This window comes from Solibacillus sp. FSL K6-1554 (assembly GCF_038005185.1).
Classification (GTDB): Bacteria; Bacillota; Bacilli; order Bacillales_A; family Planococcaceae; genus Solibacillus; species Solibacillus silvestris.
Genome location: NZ_JBBOSS010000001.1, coordinates 1,066,649 through 1,084,814, shown reverse-complemented (window position 1 = coordinate 1,084,814; position 18,166 = coordinate 1,066,649). Strand labels below are relative to the sequence as shown.

The following is an 18,166-nucleotide window of genomic DNA, read 5'->3' as shown; positions in this document are numbered from 1 at the left end:
TTTAAGGCATATATTTCATAATTGTTCGGGCAATATCATCAACATCCGCCACTTCATCTACAAGCTGCGTTTCCACGGCAGCTTTTGGCATTCCATATACGATACATGTTTCTGCTGACTCGGCAATAGCCGTGACATTCCCTGTTTCTTTGAGCGAGACAAGTCCTTTTGATCCGTCATAGCCCATTCCGGTCATAATGACGGCAATTTTATCGAATTCCGAATACTGACTGACATCTTCAAACAAGACGTCTACAGACGGGCGATGTCCTGCTCTTGGCGGTTCCTGATTATCGAGGACGACAGCAAATGCCGATCCGACTTTTCTTAATTTAAGATGATAGCCACCAGGGGCAATATAGGCCGTTCCCTTTTGCAATAGGTCGCCTTGTTCTGCTTCTTTTACATGAATTTCACTTAATTGATCAAGTCTGGCTGCCAATGATTTTGTAAATCCGGCAGGCATATGCTGCACGATTAAGATCGGTGCATCCACATTTGCGGGAATTTTTGTAATGACTTCCTGTAAAGCTCTTGGCCCACCTGTTGAAGTTCCGATTAAAATGATTTTCTTCGAAGTTTTGCTCCACTCCGTCTTTTGGGTCGGTACATCAATTTTGATGGTTGGTTTAGTCATGCTTTTTAGTTTTGATTCTTCATTATGAAGAGGTTGACGGATTGTTCTACTTACAACAGTCGATTTTTCGTATGGTTTTCTCAGTTTTGAAACCGTTACTTTAGATGCCTCTTCCACTTTTCGTACAAGTTCATCTTTAATTTTATGTAAATCCAATGAAATGGAACCGCTTGGTTTTGCAACGAAATCGACTGCTCCGTACTCCATTGCCATTAATGTATTCTCTGCACCGCGCTTTGTCGTACTTGAAAGCATGATGACAGGCAATGGGTACTTTTGCATGATTTCTTTTAACGCTTCCATCCCATTCATTTCCGGCATTTCCACATCCATTGTCACGACATCGGGTTTAAGCTGCTCAATTTTTTTTATGGCGTCTTTCCCATTACGGGCCGCCCCGATGACCTCAATATGCAGATGATCCGAAAAAAAATCGCTTATTAGCTTCCGCATAAAGGCGGAATCATCAACAACTAGCAGTTTTGTTTTCTGTAAGTTGCTCATTTACTCACGCCCTCTCGAAAAGATGCTTTTTAATTTTGATATAAATTTCATCGACTCATTTGTTGCATGTACTTCTTTCATTACTGCCTGCGTTGTTAAAAATTGCTCTACAATTTTAGCCATTGTTTTTGTGACAGGAGCATCAGGATAGAGCAATGCAAATAAGGCTTGCTGACGTACCGCTTGACGCACAACAGGGTCTTCCGGCAGCGATCCTAAAATCGATACTTCCTTTTCCAAAAAACGTTGCATCACTGTTTTCAGGCGCTGTGTCGTATCTTGCCCTTCCTCGATGGTAAATGCTCGATTGCATAATAGATAAAATTTCTTCATCGGGTCTTTTAGATGGATAAATTTCATCATAGAATAGGCATCCATAATGGATGTCGGTTCCGCGGTAGAAATAACGATAATTTCTTCTATGGATGTTAATAGATCGAGTGACCAATCCACAACACCGGCTCCCATATCAAATAAGACAAAATCATAATTTTTCTGCAATGTTTCAAAAGACGTGATTAAACGTGCAAAAACATCAGGAGACCATTCCATTAACGACGACATACCGGTACCGCCGGAAATATAGCTTACCCCTTCCTTTGTTTCGCAAAGAACATCTTCCAGCGGCACTTGACCATCCAGGTAATCTTTTAAACTGTATTTCACGGAGCTTCCTATGAGAATGTGTACATTACCCATGCCAATATCCATATCTAATATAGCTACTTTTTTCCCCTTTTTAGATAATAGGGTAGCGAAGTTTGTCGTGAAATTACTTTTACCAACTCCACCTTTTCCACTAACAACTGCAATTGATCGCCCTGGCTTATGTTCACTTTCAAGCATCTTCTGACGTAGTTTTTCAGCTTGATCTTTCATCGGAGTTCTCCTTGAAGAAAAGTTCTAGTAAATTATCACTATTAGGTTGTTCGATATCTTCTGGTACTTCTTGACCATTTGTATAATAAGCTAGTCCTTTATTATATTTAATCATTAAATTAAACATAGTGCCAATAGAATTTGTTTCATCAAGCTTCGTAAAGATAAATTTTTCAATATGCAAGTTCGCAAATTGTTCAATAATTGATTCTAAGTCTTTTTGCTTAGACGTTAACGATAAAACTAAGTAAGATTCTACTTGTTCGCTAAATTGTATCAATGACTTTAAATCATCTACATATTTCGCTTCTTTATAGTTTCTACCGGCTGTATCAATAAAAATTAAATCCAGATGGTCAAACTTTTGAAGCGCCTCTGCATAATCTGTTGGATTATAGACAACTTCAACCGGGGCCTGCAGTAATGCAGCATACGTTTTCAATTGTTCAATCGCAGCTATACGATAAGTGTCTGTTGTTATAAAACCGATTTTCTTTTTCTTTTCAAGTACAGCGCGTGCAGCCATTTTCGCAATCGTAGTCGTTTTCCCAACACCAGTTGGACCTAGCACGTTAATATATTTTTTCTCATATGAAATTCCGCTAATCGGCAAGTCATACAATTCTTTTCTTAAATAATCTTTGGCAACTTCCTGCATTTCGTTCCATGTCATTTGTTTGCCATGCTCGTTATAATACATAAAAAGCTCATCACTGATTTTTGTGATAAGCTCCTCTCCAAGTTCCTGCTCACGTAGAAAGTCGATAAATGATAAGAGTTCATCAGGATATTGAGACTGTGTAGACATACGTTGCATCGATTGCATCATCGATTTTAAATCAGCAATTTCTTTGATCAAGTTTTCAGGTAAGCCAGCAGCACCGTTTTGTGGAACTTTTGTATGTTGTTCCACAGACGATGCTGCTTCGCTGATTCCTTCCTCTTTCAATTGCGGTGCAAATGTCGGAAGGTCTTCAAAAGACGGTAATGAAGGTTTCTTTTCCAACGCGTCATATCCTGCCACGACTTCATAGCTTTTATTTTTTACTAATCCGAAAAACTTTTTCGTCACGACGACTTTCGAATTCAGAATAACTGCATCTTCCCCTAGATCAGCGCGAATTTGTTTCATTGCTTCAGCAATGGAAGGTGCATTGTATTTTTTCATCTTCATTCAACATTCACCACCCCTACACTTTGAATTTCAACGGCTGCATCCAATTCGTTATACGAAAGAATCGGGACTTGCGGGAAATAACGTTCTGTCAGTTGTCTTATGTACAGACGCACACCCGGCGAACATAAAATAATTGGCGACTGTTCCGTATAAGAAACACGCTCCACTTCTTTCGCAATAGCTTCCAATACGAATTGCGACTGCTGTGGATCCATCGCTAAATAGTTGCCATGGTCTGTTTGCTGGATGCTGTCAGCTACAAGTTTTTCGACTTTTGCAGACACTGTAATAACTTTTAGCGCTTGTTGACCGTTAATAAATTGAGATGTAATTTGTCTAGCCAATGCCTGTCTCACATACTCTGTTAAAATATCGGGATCACTAGTAAGCTTTGCATAATCTGCTAATGTTTCGAAAATGATCGGCAAATTCCGTATCGAAACATTTTCACGCAATAATTTTGCCAATACTTTTTGTACTTCCCCTATCGATAATGGTGTCGGAATTAAATCATCCACTAAAATGGCATGTGTTTCGCGTAAATGATCGATCAATTGCTTCGTCTCTTGACGGCCGAGCAGATCGTGGGCATTTGCACGGATAATTTCGGTTAAATGTGTAGAAACAACACTTGGCGGATCGACAACTGTATAGCCGAACATTTCCGCATCCTCTTTTACTGCTTCTGTAATCCATTTTGCAGGCAGGCCGAATGATGGCTCAATTGTGTCAATACCATCAATTGAATTATCATCCCCCGGACTCATTGCCAAATAATGATCCAGTAACAATTCACCTCTTGCCATTTCATTTCCCTTTATTTTAATCCGGTACTCATTTGGCTGCAGCTGAATATTGTCACGGATACGTACAATCGGTATGACAATCCCAAGCTCCAATGCAAGCTGACGACGAATCATAACAACGCGGTCCAGTAAATCCCCGCCCTGTGCCGCATCTACTAAAGGAATTAATCCGTAGCCAAATTCGAATTCTATCGGATCAACATTTAATAGATTAATAACATTTTCCGGACTTTTCATCGTATCAGAGGCAACTTCCTCTTCGAATTCCATAATTTCTTCTGGTGTTTCTTCCTTTTTACGGTCCATTAAGAATGCGCCAACCGCTAATGCGATTGCAATCGGAATCGTAATCCAGTCTGGAATCGGTGTAAATAATCCGAGCAGGAGAATAGTACCTGCAGCTACATACAATAGCTTGGATTGTGCAAATAACTGTGCTGTAATGTCTGAACCAAGATTCCCTTTTGAAGCAGCACGTGTTACAACAATCCCTGTCGCAGTAGAAATTAATAAGGCCGGAATTTGCGATACTAGTCCATCACCGACTGTCAGCATCGAATATTTAGATGCTGCTTCAGCAAAGCTTAGCTCCATCTGAATCATACCGATGATCATACCGAACAGTAAGTTAATACCAACCATAATAATCGAGGCAATGGCATCCCCTTTTACGAATTTCGTTGCACCATCCATTGCTCCGTAAAAGTCCGCTTCGCCGGATACTTTTTCACGGCGTTCCCGCGCTTCTTTTTCCGAAATCATTCCGGCGTTTAAATCCGCATCGATACTCATTTGCTTACCCGGCATCGCATCCAATGTGAAACGTGCAGCAACTTCCGCAACACGCTCCGAACCCTTTGTAATTACGATGAACTGGATAATAACTAGTAATAAGAAAATAACTAAACCTACTAAAATATTACCGCCTGTTACGAAATTACCAAATGTCTCTACTACTTTACCTGCGTCACCTTCCGCTAAAATGGCACGTGTTGTCGATACGGACAATGCCAGACGGAACAGTGTTAATAATAGAATAACAGTAGGGAAAATCGAGAAATCGAGCGCTTCCTTCATATTCATCGAAGTTAATAATACGAGTAGTGCCAATGTAATATTAATAATAATTAAAAAACTGAGTAGCCAATGTGGAAGAGGGATAATGAGCATCGCTACAACCATAATCACTGCAGCTAAAACCCCTAAGTCGCGTATTTGCATTGTTGTCCCTCCTGAAATCTATGTCAAATTTTGCGTTTGATCCGGTATACATATGCAAGAACTTCGGCAACAGCTTTGAAAAATTCTTCCGGTACAGCCTGGCCGATTTCAACCTGGTCATACATCGCACGGGCAAGCGGACGATTTTCTACCATAATGACATCATGTTCTTTTGCAATAAGTTTTATTTTCTGTGCGACAAAATCGGTTCCTTTTGCTACAACTTTCGGAGCATCCATCATATCTTCGTCGTATTTTAAAGCAATCGCAAAATGGGTCGGGTTTGTAATGACAACATCTGCAGCAGGTACTTCCTGCATCATTCTGCGCATCGCCATTTCACGTTGACGCTGTTTAATTTTCGACTTGATCAACGGATCACCTTCTGCATTTTTATGCTCATCTTTAACATCCTGTTTCGACATTTTCAATTGTTTCTCATATTCATGCCGTTCATATATATAGTCAAACAATGCAATAAAAACGAGCATAATCGAAGCGGCAATTCCCATGATTGCCGACATATATGCTACAGTGGCCAAAATTTCTGCCGGGCTATGTAAAGCAAGCGACAATACATCTTCCAGATATATAATTATGACAACGGTTGTCACGGTTCCGATTAGCGTTACTTTCAATAATGATTTAATTAAATTGACGATTGCACGTACAGAAATAATCTTTTTGATCCCTTTAATCGGATCCATTTTTTTTAAATCTATTTTTAATGTTTCTGTTGTAAAAAGTAAGCCAAACTGAAAAAAGTTAGCTCCAATACCTGCAATAATGGCAATGACCATAATCGGCAGAACGATAATTGCCATCTCTTTAATGGATTCAACATACATATCCATTACGGTTTCAGCGTTCAGCGTTTCAATTAACATATTGCGGTTAAGTGCTTGTAATAAAAAATCTTTCATTCCTTCGTACATGAATGGTGCAAAGAAAAGTAAAAAGAAAAATGACAATAGCAGTAATACGGCAGCTGTGACGTCCTGACTTTTTAATACTTGTCCTTTTTTTCGTGAATCCTGCCGCTTTTTCGGTGTTGCTTTTTCCGTTTTTTCACCTGCAAAAAACTGAAGGTCAACGTTAATTAATAGCTTTCTGTCCATGTTAGCCACCACCTAAAATAACCATTAAGTCACGTAAAGAAATAATCATAAATTCAATTAGCTCCTTCATAACTCCCACTAATACACCCATTGTCACAATCAATACAAGAAACCCTACTGCAATTTTAATCGGGAATCCGATAACAAATATATTCATTTGCGGTACCGTTTTCCCTGTAATTCCTAACGCTAATGTTACTAAAAATAATGTTGCAACTATTGGAGCTGACATTTGAAATGCTATGGCAAAAACAGAAACAAATATTTTAATAATAAACAATGCGGTTCCTTCTTCACCGAAATTCGGGAAAAACTGATCCATCGGCATAAATTGATAACTATAATAAATACCATCCAAAATAAGATGATGACCATTTATTGACAGCAATAATAAAAGCATTAAAAAGTTTAAAAACTGCCCCATTAACGGAGACTGGGCACCTGTTTGCGGATCGATAATATTCGCCATCGCAAAACCCATCTGGAAATCGATAAATCCGCCTGCTATTTGAACAGCGGAAACGATAATCATCGCGGCCAATCCCAGCATGAGCCCGATAATTGCCTCTTTTAAAACGAGCAGCAAGTAAAACGCATTAATTTCAAACGGCTCGATATTAAACGTATAGTACATCATCCAAGCTAAAGCGACAGCCAATATAATACGCACTTGCGGTGGTATTGTACGATATGAAAATAAAGGGACGGAGACGAAAAATGCAGAAACACGTACTAAAATTAATAGCAATATTGATAAATTCGGTAATAATTCCGTCATCTACTCACCCAATATACCGAACTAGGTTATTTAAAATGTCGTGAAAGTAGTCCGTCATCTTGCTGATCATAAACGGGCCAAAAAAAATAATCGCCACTAAAACCGCTACGATTTTAGGTACGAACGCCAATGTTTGTTCTTGAATGGAAGTTGTTGCCTGAAATATACTGACTATTAAACCACTGATAAGCGCGATTAATAGTAAAGGTCCCGAAACTATCAATATCGTGAATACTGCATTTTCTGCAATTGCAATGACCATTTCCTGTGTCACTTTATATCATCCCCTAAAAACTTTGAAGTAAAGATTTCATCACTAAATACCAACCATCGACGAGTACAAATAATAAGATTTTAAATGGCAGTGAAATCATTACTGGAGGCAGCATCATCATCCCCATTGACATCAGTGTGCTTGCGACCACCATATCAATAACTAAAAACGGAATGAAGATCATAAAACCCATTTGAAAAGCTGTTTTAATTTCACTTAACGCAAATGCGGGTACTAACAGTGTCATCGGAATTTCCTCGATGGAATCCGGATACTCCGCCTGATTATATTCGATAAAAAGCTCTAAATCCTTTTGCCTTGTATGCTGAGCCATAAATTGTTTAAACGGAATCGTCGCCCGATCATACGCCTCTTCCAAATTAATTTCCTCATCAAAAAGCGGTTGTAATGCCTGCTCATTTACTTGCTGGAAAGTCGGCGCCATAATAAAGAATGTTAAAAACAATGCCAACCCGATAATTACCTGGTTAGGCGGCATTTGGTTCGTCGCAAGGGCTGTCCTAGTAAACGACAAAACGATGACAATACGCGCAAAAGAAGTCATTAAGATTAATAGACTCGGTGCTAAAGATAGAACGGTTAACAGGAATAACAGCGTAACCGATGTGGATACATTTCCGGGATCACTTTCAGAAAACACGGAAAGAATGTCGTTCATCGATCATCACGCTCCTGTTCTTTCCAACGCTCCAGCTCATCACTTCGTTGTTGCTTGATTTTCCCGATTTTTTCATTGAACAAATCATTGAATTTAGGGCTTTCCGAAATATCTTGAGGGCGTTTTTTTTGTGAAAACTTATTAAATAATTGTGCTATATAAGGTGAAGTATTCACCATGCTCTGTTTAGTTTCGATCTGATTCAGTAAATGGTCGATTTCTTCCTCGGAATCAATTTCCTTCAGAAGCTGAATGTTATCGCCGACACCCACTACATAAACTCGTTTTCCAATTAACAATAATTGTACAGACTTTTGCTGTCCTACAGACATGCCACCGATATTCTTAATTACGGCATTTTGTTGATAGTTGAAGTTACGCTTGTTTAAATACTTTAAAATGAACAATAATAGCCCTATGACGAAGACAAGTGCTATTAAAACTTTAAGATAATCCCAAAATCCAATACTAACGGATGCCGAGTCAGTTTGTTCTGTGTCGGCATCCGGAGTATTTTCATCTGAAATTTTTTCTTCTGAACATACTTCAGGGTTTTCATTACAGTTTTCGTATACGTTACTTACCATCGCAAAAGTTCCATTTGAGTTTGGTGTAAATAATGCCGTCATCCATACAATTCCAACAGCGAGCCAAAATCGAAATGATTTTCTTGCATTCATCACATCAACCTAAAGCTTTTTGAATCGCTTCGATTACGCGATCTGCTTGGAAAGGCTTTACGATAAAGTCTTTTGCACCAGCTTGAATCGCATCGATTACCATAGCTTGTTGGCCCATTGCTGAACACATAATCACTACCGCGCTTGGATCCGTGCCTTTAATTTCTTTTAATGCTGCAATACCATCCATTTCAGGCATTGTAATATCCATCGTTACTAAATCCGGACGCAATTCATTGTACTTTTCAACCGCTTGAATTCCGTCAGCTGCTTCTCCAACTACTTCATAACCATTTTTCGTTAAAATATCTTTGATCATCATGCGCATGAAAGCTGCATCGTCCACTATTAAAATCCTTTTAGACATAATCTAATTCCTCCAATTAAAACTATCTAATATTGTTCAAGCGATCTGCCTGACTTAAAATATCTGTGATGCGAACACCGAAGTTCTCATCAATTACTACAACTTCACCTTTGGCAATTAACCGACTGTTTACTAAAATATCAACAGGTTCACCTGCAAGCTTATCCAATTCAATAATCGATCCGCTCGAAAGTTCCAGTATTTCTTTTACAGAACGTTTAGTCCGTCCCAGCTCAACTGTTACTTGCAATGGAATATCAAGCAGCATATTTAAATTGCGTGCTTCTGACTGTGTAATATTTGCAGATTCGAAGCTCGCAAATTGAGCTTGCTGTACATTTGCCGGTGGTGCTGTATAAGCGGGCTGTTCATAAACAGGTTGCTGTTGCTGATAAGCTTGCTGTTGCACCGGTTGCTCATATATTGGCTGCTGATAGACCGGCTGCGGTACTGGCTGCTCATACATTGGCTGCTGAACAGGTTGTTCAAACATCGATTGCTGTGCAGTCGGTTGTTGTGCCTGCTGCATTGGCTGCTGTTGTGTCGGCTGAACTGGCGGAGGCTCCACTGTTGTTGTTGCAGTAAGAGGCTCATCAGTTTCTCCCATTAATGACTTTACTATCTTTTTACTAAACTTTAAAGGTAATAATTGCATTAAATTCGAATCGATCAATTCACCGATACGCAATCTGAATGAAATTTTCACTAATAATTCATCTGTTGGAATAGTGTCTGTACCTTCATTTTGTGAAATGTTCAGTAAATCAATTGTCGGCGGTGAAATATCAACCTTTTGGTTAAATACTGTTGACATGGAAGTCGCAGCTGAACCCATCATCTGATTCATTGCTTCTTGAACAGCACTTAACTGGATTTCACTTAATTCAGGTCTTGGATTTATACCATCGCCACCTAGCATTAAATCTGCAATAATGGCAGCATCCAATTGTTTGATGACAAGCAGATTCATTCCTGATAGCCCAGTTGTATACTCTACTTGCACTGCAACATAAGGATGTGGAAATTCCTGTTCCAAGCGATTACGGTTAATCATTGAAATACTCGGTGTTGTAATATCTACTTTTTGACCTAGTAATGAAGATAATGCAGTGGCTGAACTGCCGAATGAGATATTTCCTACCTCACCTAATGCATCAATTTCTATTGGTGTTAAGTGTTCCTCAACTATAATTTCTTCTTGTGGACTTTCAGTATTTGCTGATAAATCCTTCAGTGTTTCGCCCCTTAATAGAGCCTCAATTTCTTCTTGGGAGAGCATATCATCACTCATCTTCGTCTCCTCCTTTCAAAGGATCGATAATTTGTACAGCCATTTTATTATTCAGTTTCCCTGGCTGAACAGTAAATTTTGGTAAACTGCCGACTTTCAGTGTTAACGGATTCTCAATTTTTTGTTTTAACGGAATGACATCACCGACAGCCATCGTCAAGAAATCTTCAATTGTTATATCTGAAGAGCCTAACTCTGCAATAATAGGTAATTTTGCTTGTTTCACACGTGATTCAAGCATTTTCGATTGTTCAGGAGAAATCTCCTTTGTATTTGTCTGCATCCAGTAGCGAACAGATAAATTCGGAACGATTGGCTCTAATACAACATGCGGGATACAAATATTGATCATCCCTGTTGTTTCTCCGATGATTGTATTAAATGAAATGACAACAACAGTCTCATTTGGCGAAATCATCTGTAAAAACTGTGGATTTACTTCCAATTCCACAAGCATCGGATCGATTTCCGCAACGTTTTCCCATGCTTCACGCAAATTATCAAAAGAACGCTCGAATAAATTCGTCATGATTTTCGTTTCGATTTCAGTTAAATTATCAACATTGCTATGACTTCCCCCTGCTCCGCCCATCAAGCGGTCTAGCATTGAATAGGCGATGTTCGGGTTAATCTCCATTAAAATATTGCCATCCAAAGGCGGAACCTCAAATACATTGATCAATGTCATGTTTGGGATGGAACGAACAAATTCTTCAAAAGGAATTTGGTCAACAGATGCAACTGTAATTTGGACATAGCTTCTTAACTGTGCAGAAAAGAAAGTTGTTAACAGTCGCGCAAAGTTTTCATGTATACGGGTCAAACTTCGGATTTGGTCTTTCGAGAAGCGCAGAGCCCGCTTAAAGTCATATACTTTTACTTTTCGTGTCTCATCTTCTTTTTTGATGTCTTCTGCAGACATCTCTCCGGTCGATATCGCTGATAAGAGCGCATCGATTTCGGATTGCGACATTATATCTCCTGCCATTTGCCCACCTCCATTTCAAAAATTAAAATTGTGTAGTACTGATTACTGAAGTACATATGAAGTAATATACACTTGCGTAACTTCCCCTTCTTGCATTAACTCATTCACTTGAGATTTAATTGCATCTTGGAATGTAATTTTCCCTTGCTTACCTTCTAAAGCTTCTTCTTCCATTTCAGAAAGTTCCTGAATTACGATATTTTTCACTTGGAAATCTCGTTTAAACAACTCTTCACCAGCTTTTTTATCTGATCCCTGAATTTTCAATGTAATTCGGACAAAGCTACCATCTGCTAAGTTCGTCGTAATCTCAGGAATTTCCACCGATGACTCGATAATTTCATCAATCGTTGGACCATCTGGCTTCTCTTTGTTGAGCTGTGTCAATAACACAACGACAATAACACCGAATAATGTAATTGTCACTAATATAATTAGCATAATTGTCAGTAATTTATTATTCTTCATTTTCTTCACCTCTAAGATGCGGGTTAGATAATAGTTGGACATGCTGATAGAATGTCTTCACCTTTTGCCGCACCTGTTCTTCAGTCTCTAATACAATGAATTTACGTCCAGTCGTCAGCGTAATTTGAGTGTCTGGAAATGTTTCAACTGTTTCTATGTATAAAGCATTTAGAGTAAATGCTTTACCGTTAAGGCGAGTCACCTCAATCATTGAAAAGGGCCGGACCTGTACTTGAGAGCCGGCCCGCCCCCCCTTCTATAATGAATTTTCAATGAATTTCAATTGAATTTATACTATCGTTTTAAGTTAACAAGCTCTTGTAAAATTTCATCTGAAGTTGTAATAATACGAGAGTTTGCCTGGAACCCGCGCTGTGCAACGATCATCTCTGTGAATTCTTCGGAAAGATCTACGTTTGACATTTCCATGAACCCTGAGTTAATCGAACCTATACCATCTTGAGTAGCTAATTGAGCATAGATAGCTCCTGAGTTTGGCGTCGTTTGGAAATAGTTACTTCCTGTCTTTTCAAGACCGCCACTATTCGCAAACTTTGCCAGCACAATCGTTCCTGCATACTGTAAATCACCTGCCGAATCGACAAATGAAATTGAGCCATCCTGTGAAATGCTCATTGATTGAGCTGTTGTTGGAATACGAATTGGAGATGGAGTTGTGCCCCCCTGTGCTATCAATTCACCCGTTGCGGGATCAATTAAATTAGTACCTCCGGCAACCTCGGGTTTATTTTGTTCAAATCCTGAACCTGGAGCATTCAATGGATTTATTGCATCATAAGCCGTTACATCTCCAGCAAAACCAACTAAATATTTGCCGTCTCCATTTACTAAGAATCCATTTCTATCCATATAGAAATTCCCTGCACGTGTATAAAGGGTACTTGTGTATCCACCTGCTGTAGCAGGTTCACCGTTAGCTGGATCACCTTGCACAAAGTCAGTAGCATCTGCCACCATAAAGAAACCATCCCCTGAAATCGCTAAATCCAATGTTCGGCCAGTCGTTTGCATGGACCCCGCATTATGAATAGTATCAATCGCAGCTAACTGAGATCCTAAGCCTACTTGAATTGCATTTACTCCACCACGAGTTGTAGATGGACCAGAAGCGCCTGATTGTGTTTGCGAAATTAAATCTTTAAAAATAGTTCGCTCTTTCTTGTAGCCATACGTATTAACATTCGAGATGTTATTCCCAATCACGTCTAATTTTGTCTGGAAATTTTTTAAACCTGATATACCTGAATACATTGAACGTAACATAAAATGTCGTTCTCCCTTCGTTTTTCACATCTGTTTTTTAGTTCAGCCGTCTCGATCATTCAACGACTGTAGGCTTCCTTACTTCTGAAGGTCCGGCCTATAAAAGGATTGTTCCATCAATATTGGTAAATAGTTGCTGTTTTGCTTCATTACGATCCAATGCCGTAATAACCGTCGCATTTTTTGCACTTACAATTAATGCTGCCTGATCTAACAGGACTAATGGCTGCTTCACACCTTTATTTTTTGCCTCAAATACTTTTTCTGAAATTTGCTGCCATTCACGATCAGTTATAGAAATATTTCGTTCATTCAATCGTTCTGAAGCATGCTTGCTTATTTTTAATTCTTCACCGGTCGCCTGTTTTAAATGGTCCATAAAGGACTGCTTTGAAACTTGGTCTGTATTTTGCTTTACTAATGGCTTAATCGGTGGATGGTACGGGATATGTTGAATATTGACTCGATTCATCAGCCCCACCCCTTATTCTGTTACATTTTCATTTTGGGCTGTTTGAGAACTTACCGTAAATTGGTCTTTCGTCAAACGGGAACCATCATTTAAAATGTATTCGATATTCACATTATTTGTTTTAATTGCTTCAATAATCGCCTCAACGACCTGATCTCCATTTTTATATTGAATGGTCTGTCCGATCAGCTTGCTTGCTTCTGCTAATGGATTTCCTGCTGGAACTGTCGGCTGTACTTCACTCGTACTACCAAGAATCGATGAAATATTGCCTGGTTTAATTTCCTTGCCATCAGCCAGTACAAACACGGCCTCTCCATTAACAAATTTCAATTCCTGAATAGTGCCTATTCCTTCGTTGTAGATCGGCTTATTATCTGCATCCACTTTATCTGTAATTTCATGCCATTTCACTTCTTTGCCTACAAATGTTGTATAACTCATCAATTGTGACTGTTGCTGTGATTGAAGTAAATTCTCCATCGCTTTTGTCATATTCTGCATTTGTTCCAGCGATGAAAATTGTGCCATCTGTGAAATGAATTCTTTGTCATCCATTGGGCTTGTTGGATCTTGATTTTGCAATTGTGTAATTAATATTTTTAGAAACGCATCTTTTCCGAGTGCCCCATTATCCTGTTTATCAGTTACTTTGAAATTGGGATTGTTCGCCGGTAAATAAAAATCATTTGAAATTGAGTTTGCCACTTATTCTACCTCCTCACTTAATAGATCTTTAAACGATAGACTTTCTTCATCTAGGGCATCTTCGTTATTTTCCTGTTCTTCTTCATCTTTTTGACGGAAGAAATTATTAAAGAAGTTTTGATCACGTGTATTTCGATCGGCGTCCTGTAAAGACTGTGCAACATCGATTCTCTCCATTTGAATATTTTGAGCGACAAAACCGGCTTTTAATTGGTTAATATTATTTTCCAGTAATTCTTTCCCCAACGCAGTCGTGGCCAATAATCTGGCAGTCATGATTCCGTCTTTTTGAACTAATTCAATTCGAATTTGACCGAGGTTTTCCGGAAACAGTTTCAGGAATAACTTCATATTACCTGGCTGTCCTGAGAGCTGGCTGCGATTGATCAAGTTTTGAATTTCTTTTATTAACACATCCGTCTGTGCAGGCTTTTCAGCGGGTAATGTAACCGTTGCTATCTTTGTTTGTGTCACTTGCTGTTGCAAGTGACCCGCTGATAGTGTATCAGTCTCAACTTTTAATGTTGTCTGTTGATTTTGCTGTGACTGATTTTGAGTATTCTGTGAAGTAGATTTTTGCACTAATTGTTGGAACTTGTCTTGTGTAGAATCCTCTACTACTTGTTGTAATTGATTTTGTTTAGATTCTTTTCCCTCTTGGTGTGATTGAATTTGTGTAGGTTCTTTTAACATTTGGTGTGACTGAATTTGAATATTTTGAGTTTTCGATTGTTTTACATCAGAAATATTTGGTGCACTTTGGTTTTTATCATCGATTTTCCTTGCTTCATCCGCTAACCCTAATAATGCATTTTTTAAACTGTCTAATTGAATTTCTTGTTGATAGGCAGTATCTACCTTACTTCCTGCTAATTGAGCCAACTTTAAGATTCGTACAATTTGCTGCAATTCTTTTGGTTGCACATTGTTTTGTTCAGGCTTCTGCACAGCTGCCAATACTTCATTTAAAATATTCGGTGCCTGCTCGATAAGAGACCAAACATCCGTAATTTCTTGCTTTGCATCGCCTAATAACTGTTCAATAATTTGACTCAATTCCGCTTTTGTTATTCCTAAAAGCTCCGTTAAGTTATCTAAAGTCATTAGTTCGTCCAATGCGATTGGTGTACTTTCTTCACCTACTAATGCAAATAATCCCGTCTCATCCATTTCAACACCTAATTGTTCAAGCAAACTTTCCAGTGAGTCCTCTTCTAAAATTCCGGAAATACTTTCAGCTAGCGGCGGTTCTGTCATTTCCGGTTGCTTGGCAGTTGGAGCAGATGACTTTGTAATCATCGAATTAAACACACTTCCAAATGCTTTTGAATCCGGCTTTTCTGATTTCACTATGTTTGGCTGAAATTCTTGCTTCGGCATTTTTACTGTTTGTAGCATTGCGATATTCATTTATTACACCTCCCTCCATTCAAGGACTATTGCTGTGATAAAAGCTCTGTATAGCGGGCAGCATCTGCCGGCTCCATTTTTGCGAAAATAGCTGATAATGTATCGGGTTTCATCTCCGACAGAATACGCACGCTTTCTGTATCACTCATTTCAACCAGTATAGGTGCTGCTTTTTTAGCAGACATTTTTTCGAAAGTAGACAGAATCTCTTTGAACTCTTTCTTCGTCTCTTCCTGATCGCGCTGAAGTTTTTCAATTTCAAACAGCAATCGCTCCTGTTCGATTAAAAGCTCTTCCTTTTCAGTCGCCGATGCGTCAATTTGTGTTTGCAGCTGGGAAATTTGCGCTTCCTTCTCTTGAATTTCCGCTTGCAGCTCTACTACTTTTTGTTCATTTAGTGAGCTGTTTTCTACTGCTCCATCTTTTTCATCAGAGCTGATAAAGGGGATTTTCTCAACTGCCTCATCCGCTATTTTAAACACGTTATATTCCGTCATAGTTGAAATAATCAATAAAATTGCGATGAGAAACATAAACGGGATTAAAAAAAGGTAGAAAAACTTTTTGAAAAAACCTGGAGATTGGCTTTCCAACTCCATTTCTTCCACTTGTTCCATCGTATTTTTTATTTTTTTTGCCACGGAATCACCTGATTTCCTTCTTGTAATACGCAATTGTCGAAAGCTCATCCAGTTGTATTGCCTCTATATGAAGTTGATCTTCTATAAATCTTTCATGATCTCTTTCACGCATTTTTTCATATTTGCGTACTTCCAAACTTTTTTCCAATAATTTTTGCTCATGCCAATTCATTTTTGCCCGTGCCTGTATTACTTTTTGCTGTGCATCCTCGATTGTTTTTTCCATACTATCGATAAATTTCGAATAATGGTTAATTTCATCAATGGATGATCCTATTTTTAACCGTTCCTGCTGATATTCGATTAAATCTTCTTTTTTCTTTAACAGGTCATACAGCTTTGTAGCAATTTCCTCAAACACTTGCACGGATTCTTTAAAAGCCAGTTCCGATTCCGTTTTTTCTTGATCTTTTACAACAAGAATTTTTTCAAAACGATAATTGTACTTCATAGTTAACGGGCACCACCATTCGATAATGCGATAATTTCATTGACTGTTTGATCGATCGAAATTTTATCTTTATACCCTTGCTTTAAAAATTCCGTAATGAGCGGCTCATACATAATTGCTTCGTCGATTTCCTTTGATGTGCCGCGCTTATAGGCCCCGATATTGATCAGGTCCTCCGATTTTGAATAGCTGTAGTATAATTCCCGCAATCGGCTTGCTGCACGCACATGTTCAGGCTGTGCAATATGATTCATTAAACGACTTACACTTTTTAATATGTTAATCGCAGGATATTGGCCTTTATTGGCAAGATTCCGGTCCAGTACAATATGACCGTCCAAAATCCCCCGGACCGCATCTGCAATTGGTTCATTCATATCATCACCGTCAACTAGCACTGTATAAAATGCGGTAATTGTCCCATTTATATTCGTACCTGACCGTTCCAATAATGTTGGTAATATTGCAAAAACAGATGGTGTATAACCTCTTGTAGCAGGCGGTTCACCGATTGCCAGTCCAATTTCGCGCTGTGCCATCGCAACACGTGTTACGGAATCCATCATTAACATGACGTTCTTTCCGCGATCCCTAAAATATTCTGCAATGGCTGTGGCGGTAAATGCCGCTTTAATCCGCATTAATGCCGGCTGATCACTGGTAGCCGCTACAACAACCGACCTTTGTAACCCTTCTGGACCTAAATCCCGTTCGATAAACTCCCGTACTTCACGTCCACGTTCTCCTACAAGCGCAATGACATTGATATCTGCTTCCGTGTTTCGGGCAATCATACCAAGCAATGTACTTTTTCCGACGCCCGATCCTGCAAATATACCTACACGCTGACCGCTGCCAACTGTAAGCATTCCGTCAATCGCCTTTACCCCGACCTCTAACTGTTCGTTAATCGGCGGACGACTTAAAGGATTTGGCGGCTCTTTTTCCGTTGGTACTGTCATTAATCCTTTTGGTAATGGTTGTCCATCAAACGGGTTACCCATCGCATCTAGAACTTTTCCAATCAGTTCAGGACCTACTTTCACTTCCAGCGGTGAACCTGTCCCCTCTACAAGACAGCCAATCGAAATTTCCTTCAGCGAAGAGTATGGCATTAAAATCACAATCTCATCTTTAAAACCTACTACTTCCGCCAGCATAACTTGCGGACCGTTTTTCGATGTTTGAATATGGATTTTACATACGTCACCGATGGAACTTTCAGGACCTTGGGACTCAATCATCAAGCCGACAACTCTCGTCACTCTCCCATACTTTTTAAATGTATTAAGATTAGGAATTTGTTCAACTAATTGAGCCATTTTCATCCTTA

The 18,166-nt window shown here is 39.0% G+C and carries 21 protein-coding genes; all 21 read right to left on the bottom strand.

Translation table 11 applies throughout. From position 1 onward, the window contains the following. Position 1: 1 nt before the first annotated feature. The 21 genes from MHB58_RS05190 to fliI all read right to left on the bottom strand — a co-directional run bounded on the left by MHB58_RS05190 (position 2) and on the right by fliI (position 18,161). Positions 2–1,141 (bottom strand): protein-glutamate methylesterase/protein-glutamine glutaminase, encoded by a 1,140-nt coding sequence (locus MHB58_RS05190; RefSeq protein ID WP_014824474.1) that lies wholly within the window; start codon positions 1,139–1,141, stop codon positions 2–4. Continuing rightward, positions 1,142–2,020, bottom strand: a complete 879-nt coding sequence (locus MHB58_RS05185) for a MinD/ParA family protein (protein WP_014824475.1) — start codon at positions 2,018–2,020, stop codon at positions 1,142–1,144. It lies immediately after the preceding gene. Then, on the bottom strand, positions 2,004–3,194 hold the full coding sequence (flhF, locus tag MHB58_RS05180; protein WP_340734804.1) for a flagellar biosynthesis protein FlhF: 1,191 nt from the start codon (positions 3,192–3,194) through the stop codon (positions 2,004–2,006). Before flhF ends, MHB58_RS05185 begins: the two co-directional genes overlap by 17 nt. Then, positions 3,191–5,224, bottom strand: a complete 2,034-nt coding sequence (gene flhA / locus MHB58_RS05175) for a flagellar biosynthesis protein FlhA (RefSeq protein ID WP_008403267.1) — start codon at positions 5,222–5,224, stop codon at positions 3,191–3,193. The genes flhF and flhA overlap by 4 nt, the downstream gene beginning before the upstream one ends. A gap of 23 nt (positions 5,225–5,247) precedes the next feature. Then, positions 5,248–6,342 (bottom strand): flagellar biosynthesis protein FlhB, encoded by a 1,095-nt coding sequence (flhB, locus tag MHB58_RS05170; RefSeq protein WP_008403268.1) that lies wholly within the window; start codon positions 6,340–6,342, stop codon positions 5,248–5,250. A 1-nt stretch (position 6,343) separates the two neighbouring features. Next, positions 6,344–7,120, bottom strand: a complete 777-nt coding sequence (fliR, locus tag MHB58_RS05165; protein ID WP_008403269.1) for a flagellar biosynthetic protein FliR — start codon at positions 7,118–7,120, stop codon at positions 6,344–6,346. Positions 7,121–7,124: 4 nt separating this feature from the next. Then, on the bottom strand, positions 7,125–7,394 hold the full coding sequence (fliQ, locus tag MHB58_RS05160; RefSeq protein WP_008403270.1) for a flagellar biosynthesis protein FliQ: 270 nt from the start codon (positions 7,392–7,394) through the stop codon (positions 7,125–7,127). Positions 7,395–7,407: 13 nt separating this feature from the next. Next, on the bottom strand, positions 7,408–8,073 hold the full coding sequence (gene fliP / locus MHB58_RS05155; RefSeq protein ID WP_339263981.1) for a flagellar type III secretion system pore protein FliP: 666 nt from the start codon (positions 8,071–8,073) through the stop codon (positions 7,408–7,410). Further along, a complete protein-coding gene (locus tag MHB58_RS05150; RefSeq protein WP_041865779.1) occupies positions 8,070–8,753 on the bottom strand; it encodes a flagellar biosynthetic protein FliO in 684 nt (227 codons plus the stop codon). The genes fliP and MHB58_RS05150 overlap by 4 nt, the downstream gene beginning before the upstream one ends. A gap of 4 nt (positions 8,754–8,757) precedes the next feature. Continuing rightward, positions 8,758–9,120: a response regulator gene (locus tag MHB58_RS05145; RefSeq protein WP_014824480.1), complete on the bottom strand. Its 363-nt coding sequence runs from the start codon at positions 9,118–9,120 to the stop codon at positions 8,758–8,760. A gap of 22 nt (positions 9,121–9,142) precedes the next feature. Continuing rightward, positions 9,143–10,411 (bottom strand): flagellar motor switch phosphatase FliY, encoded by a 1,269-nt coding sequence (gene fliY / locus MHB58_RS05140; RefSeq protein WP_340734803.1) that lies wholly within the window; start codon positions 10,409–10,411, stop codon positions 9,143–9,145. Beyond that, positions 10,404–11,399, bottom strand: coding sequence for a flagellar motor switch protein FliM (gene fliM, locus MHB58_RS05135; RefSeq protein WP_014824482.1), 996 nt, complete (start codon positions 11,397–11,399; stop codon positions 10,404–10,406). Before fliM ends, fliY begins: the two co-directional genes overlap by 8 nt. A gap of 42 nt (positions 11,400–11,441) precedes the next feature. Then, on the bottom strand, positions 11,442–11,867 hold the full coding sequence (gene fliL / locus MHB58_RS05130; RefSeq protein WP_014824483.1) for a flagellar basal body-associated protein FliL: 426 nt from the start codon (positions 11,865–11,867) through the stop codon (positions 11,442–11,444). After that, positions 11,857–12,078: a flagellar FlbD family protein gene (locus MHB58_RS05125; RefSeq protein ID WP_041865780.1), complete on the bottom strand. Its 222-nt coding sequence runs from the start codon at positions 12,076–12,078 to the stop codon at positions 11,857–11,859. Before MHB58_RS05125 ends, fliL begins: the two co-directional genes overlap by 11 nt. 83 nt (positions 12,079–12,161) lie before the next feature. Continuing rightward, the gene (locus MHB58_RS05120) at positions 12,162–13,151 is read right to left on the bottom strand and encodes a flagellar hook-basal body complex protein (RefSeq protein WP_340734802.1); all 990 of its coding nucleotides are present in this window, start codon (positions 13,149–13,151) and stop codon (positions 12,162–12,164) included. A gap of 97 nt (positions 13,152–13,248) precedes the next feature. After that, a complete protein-coding gene (locus MHB58_RS05115) occupies positions 13,249–13,623 on the bottom strand; it encodes a TIGR02530 family flagellar biosynthesis protein (protein WP_014824485.1) in 375 nt (124 codons plus the stop codon). Positions 13,624–13,635: 12 nt separating this feature from the next. Then, on the bottom strand, positions 13,636–14,331 hold the full coding sequence (gene flgD / locus MHB58_RS05110; RefSeq protein ID WP_014824486.1) for a flagellar hook assembly protein FlgD: 696 nt from the start codon (positions 14,329–14,331) through the stop codon (positions 13,636–13,638). After that, complete coding sequence (locus MHB58_RS05105; protein ID WP_014824487.1) at positions 14,332–15,741, bottom strand: flagellar hook-length control protein FliK; 1,410 nt, start codon at positions 15,739–15,741, stop codon at positions 14,332–14,334. Positions 15,742–15,767: 26 nt separating this feature from the next. Then, positions 15,768–16,382, bottom strand: a complete 615-nt coding sequence (locus MHB58_RS05100) for a MotE family protein (protein ID WP_014824488.1) — start codon at positions 16,380–16,382, stop codon at positions 15,768–15,770. A gap of 4 nt (positions 16,383–16,386) precedes the next feature. Next, complete coding sequence (gene fliJ, locus MHB58_RS05095; RefSeq protein ID WP_008403284.1) at positions 16,387–16,833, bottom strand: flagellar export protein FliJ; 447 nt, start codon at positions 16,831–16,833, stop codon at positions 16,387–16,389. A 2-nt stretch (positions 16,834–16,835) separates the two neighbouring features. Continuing rightward, entirely contained in the window at positions 16,836–18,161 is a 1,326-nt protein-coding gene (gene fliI, locus MHB58_RS05090; RefSeq protein WP_014824489.1) for a flagellar protein export ATPase FliI, read from the bottom strand. Positions 18,162–18,166: the final 5 nt, after the last annotated feature.

Excerpts from the sequence above, each read along its gene's own strand:
- flhB (WP_008403268.1), bottom strand. The coding sequence starts at position 6,342 with ATGGACAGAAAGCTATTAATTAACGTTGACCTTCAGTTTTTTGCAGGT.
- fliJ (WP_008403284.1), bottom strand. The coding sequence starts at position 16,833 with ATGAAGTACAATTATCGTTTTGAAAAAATTCTTGTTGTAAAAGATCAA.
- MHB58_RS05105 (WP_014824487.1), bottom strand. The coding sequence starts at position 15,741 with ATGAATATCGCAATGCTACAAACAGTAAAAATGCCGAAGCAAGAATTT.
- flhF (WP_340734804.1), bottom strand. The coding sequence starts at position 3,194 with ATGAAGATGAAAAAATACAATGCACCTTCCATTGCTGAAGCAATGAAA.
- MHB58_RS05150 (WP_041865779.1), bottom strand. The coding sequence starts at position 8,753 with ATGAATGCAAGAAAATCATTTCGATTTTGGCTCGCTGTTGGAATTGTA.
- flhA (WP_008403267.1), bottom strand. The coding sequence starts at position 5,224 with ATGCAAATACGCGACTTAGGGGTTTTAGCTGCAGTGATTATGGTTGTA.
- MHB58_RS05190 (WP_014824474.1), bottom strand. The coding sequence starts at position 1,141 with ATGAGCAACTTACAGAAAACAAAACTGCTAGTTGTTGATGATTCCGCC.
- MHB58_RS05120 (WP_340734802.1), bottom strand. The coding sequence starts at position 13,151 with ATGTTACGTTCAATGTATTCAGGTATATCAGGTTTAAAAAATTTCCAG.
- MHB58_RS05145 (WP_014824480.1), bottom strand. The coding sequence starts at position 9,120 with ATGTCTAAAAGGATTTTAATAGTGGACGATGCAGCTTTCATGCGCATG.
- fliP (WP_339263981.1), bottom strand. The coding sequence starts at position 8,073 with ATGAACGACATTCTTTCCGTGTTTTCTGAAAGTGATCCCGGAAATGTA.
- MHB58_RS05115 (WP_014824485.1), bottom strand. The coding sequence starts at position 13,623 with ATGAATCGAGTCAATATTCAACATATCCCGTACCATCCACCGATTAAG.
- fliR (WP_008403269.1), bottom strand. The coding sequence starts at position 7,120 with ATGACGGAATTATTACCGAATTTATCAATATTGCTATTAATTTTAGTA.
- MHB58_RS05125 (WP_041865780.1), bottom strand. The coding sequence starts at position 12,078 with ATGATTGAGGTGACTCGCCTTAACGGTAAAGCATTTACTCTAAATGCT.
- fliL (WP_014824483.1), bottom strand. The coding sequence starts at position 11,867 with ATGAAGAATAATAAATTACTGACAATTATGCTAATTATATTAGTGACA.
- fliI (WP_014824489.1), bottom strand. The coding sequence starts at position 18,161 with ATGAAAATGGCTCAATTAGTTGAACAAATTCCTAATCTTAATACATTT.
- fliY (WP_340734803.1), bottom strand. The coding sequence starts at position 10,411 with ATGAGTGATGATATGCTCTCCCAAGAAGAAATTGAGGCTCTATTAAGG.
- MHB58_RS05185 (WP_014824475.1), bottom strand. The coding sequence starts at position 2,020 with ATGAAAGATCAAGCTGAAAAACTACGTCAGAAGATGCTTGAAAGTGAA.
- fliM (WP_014824482.1), bottom strand. The coding sequence starts at position 11,399 with ATGGCAGGAGATATAATGTCGCAATCCGAAATCGATGCGCTCTTATCA.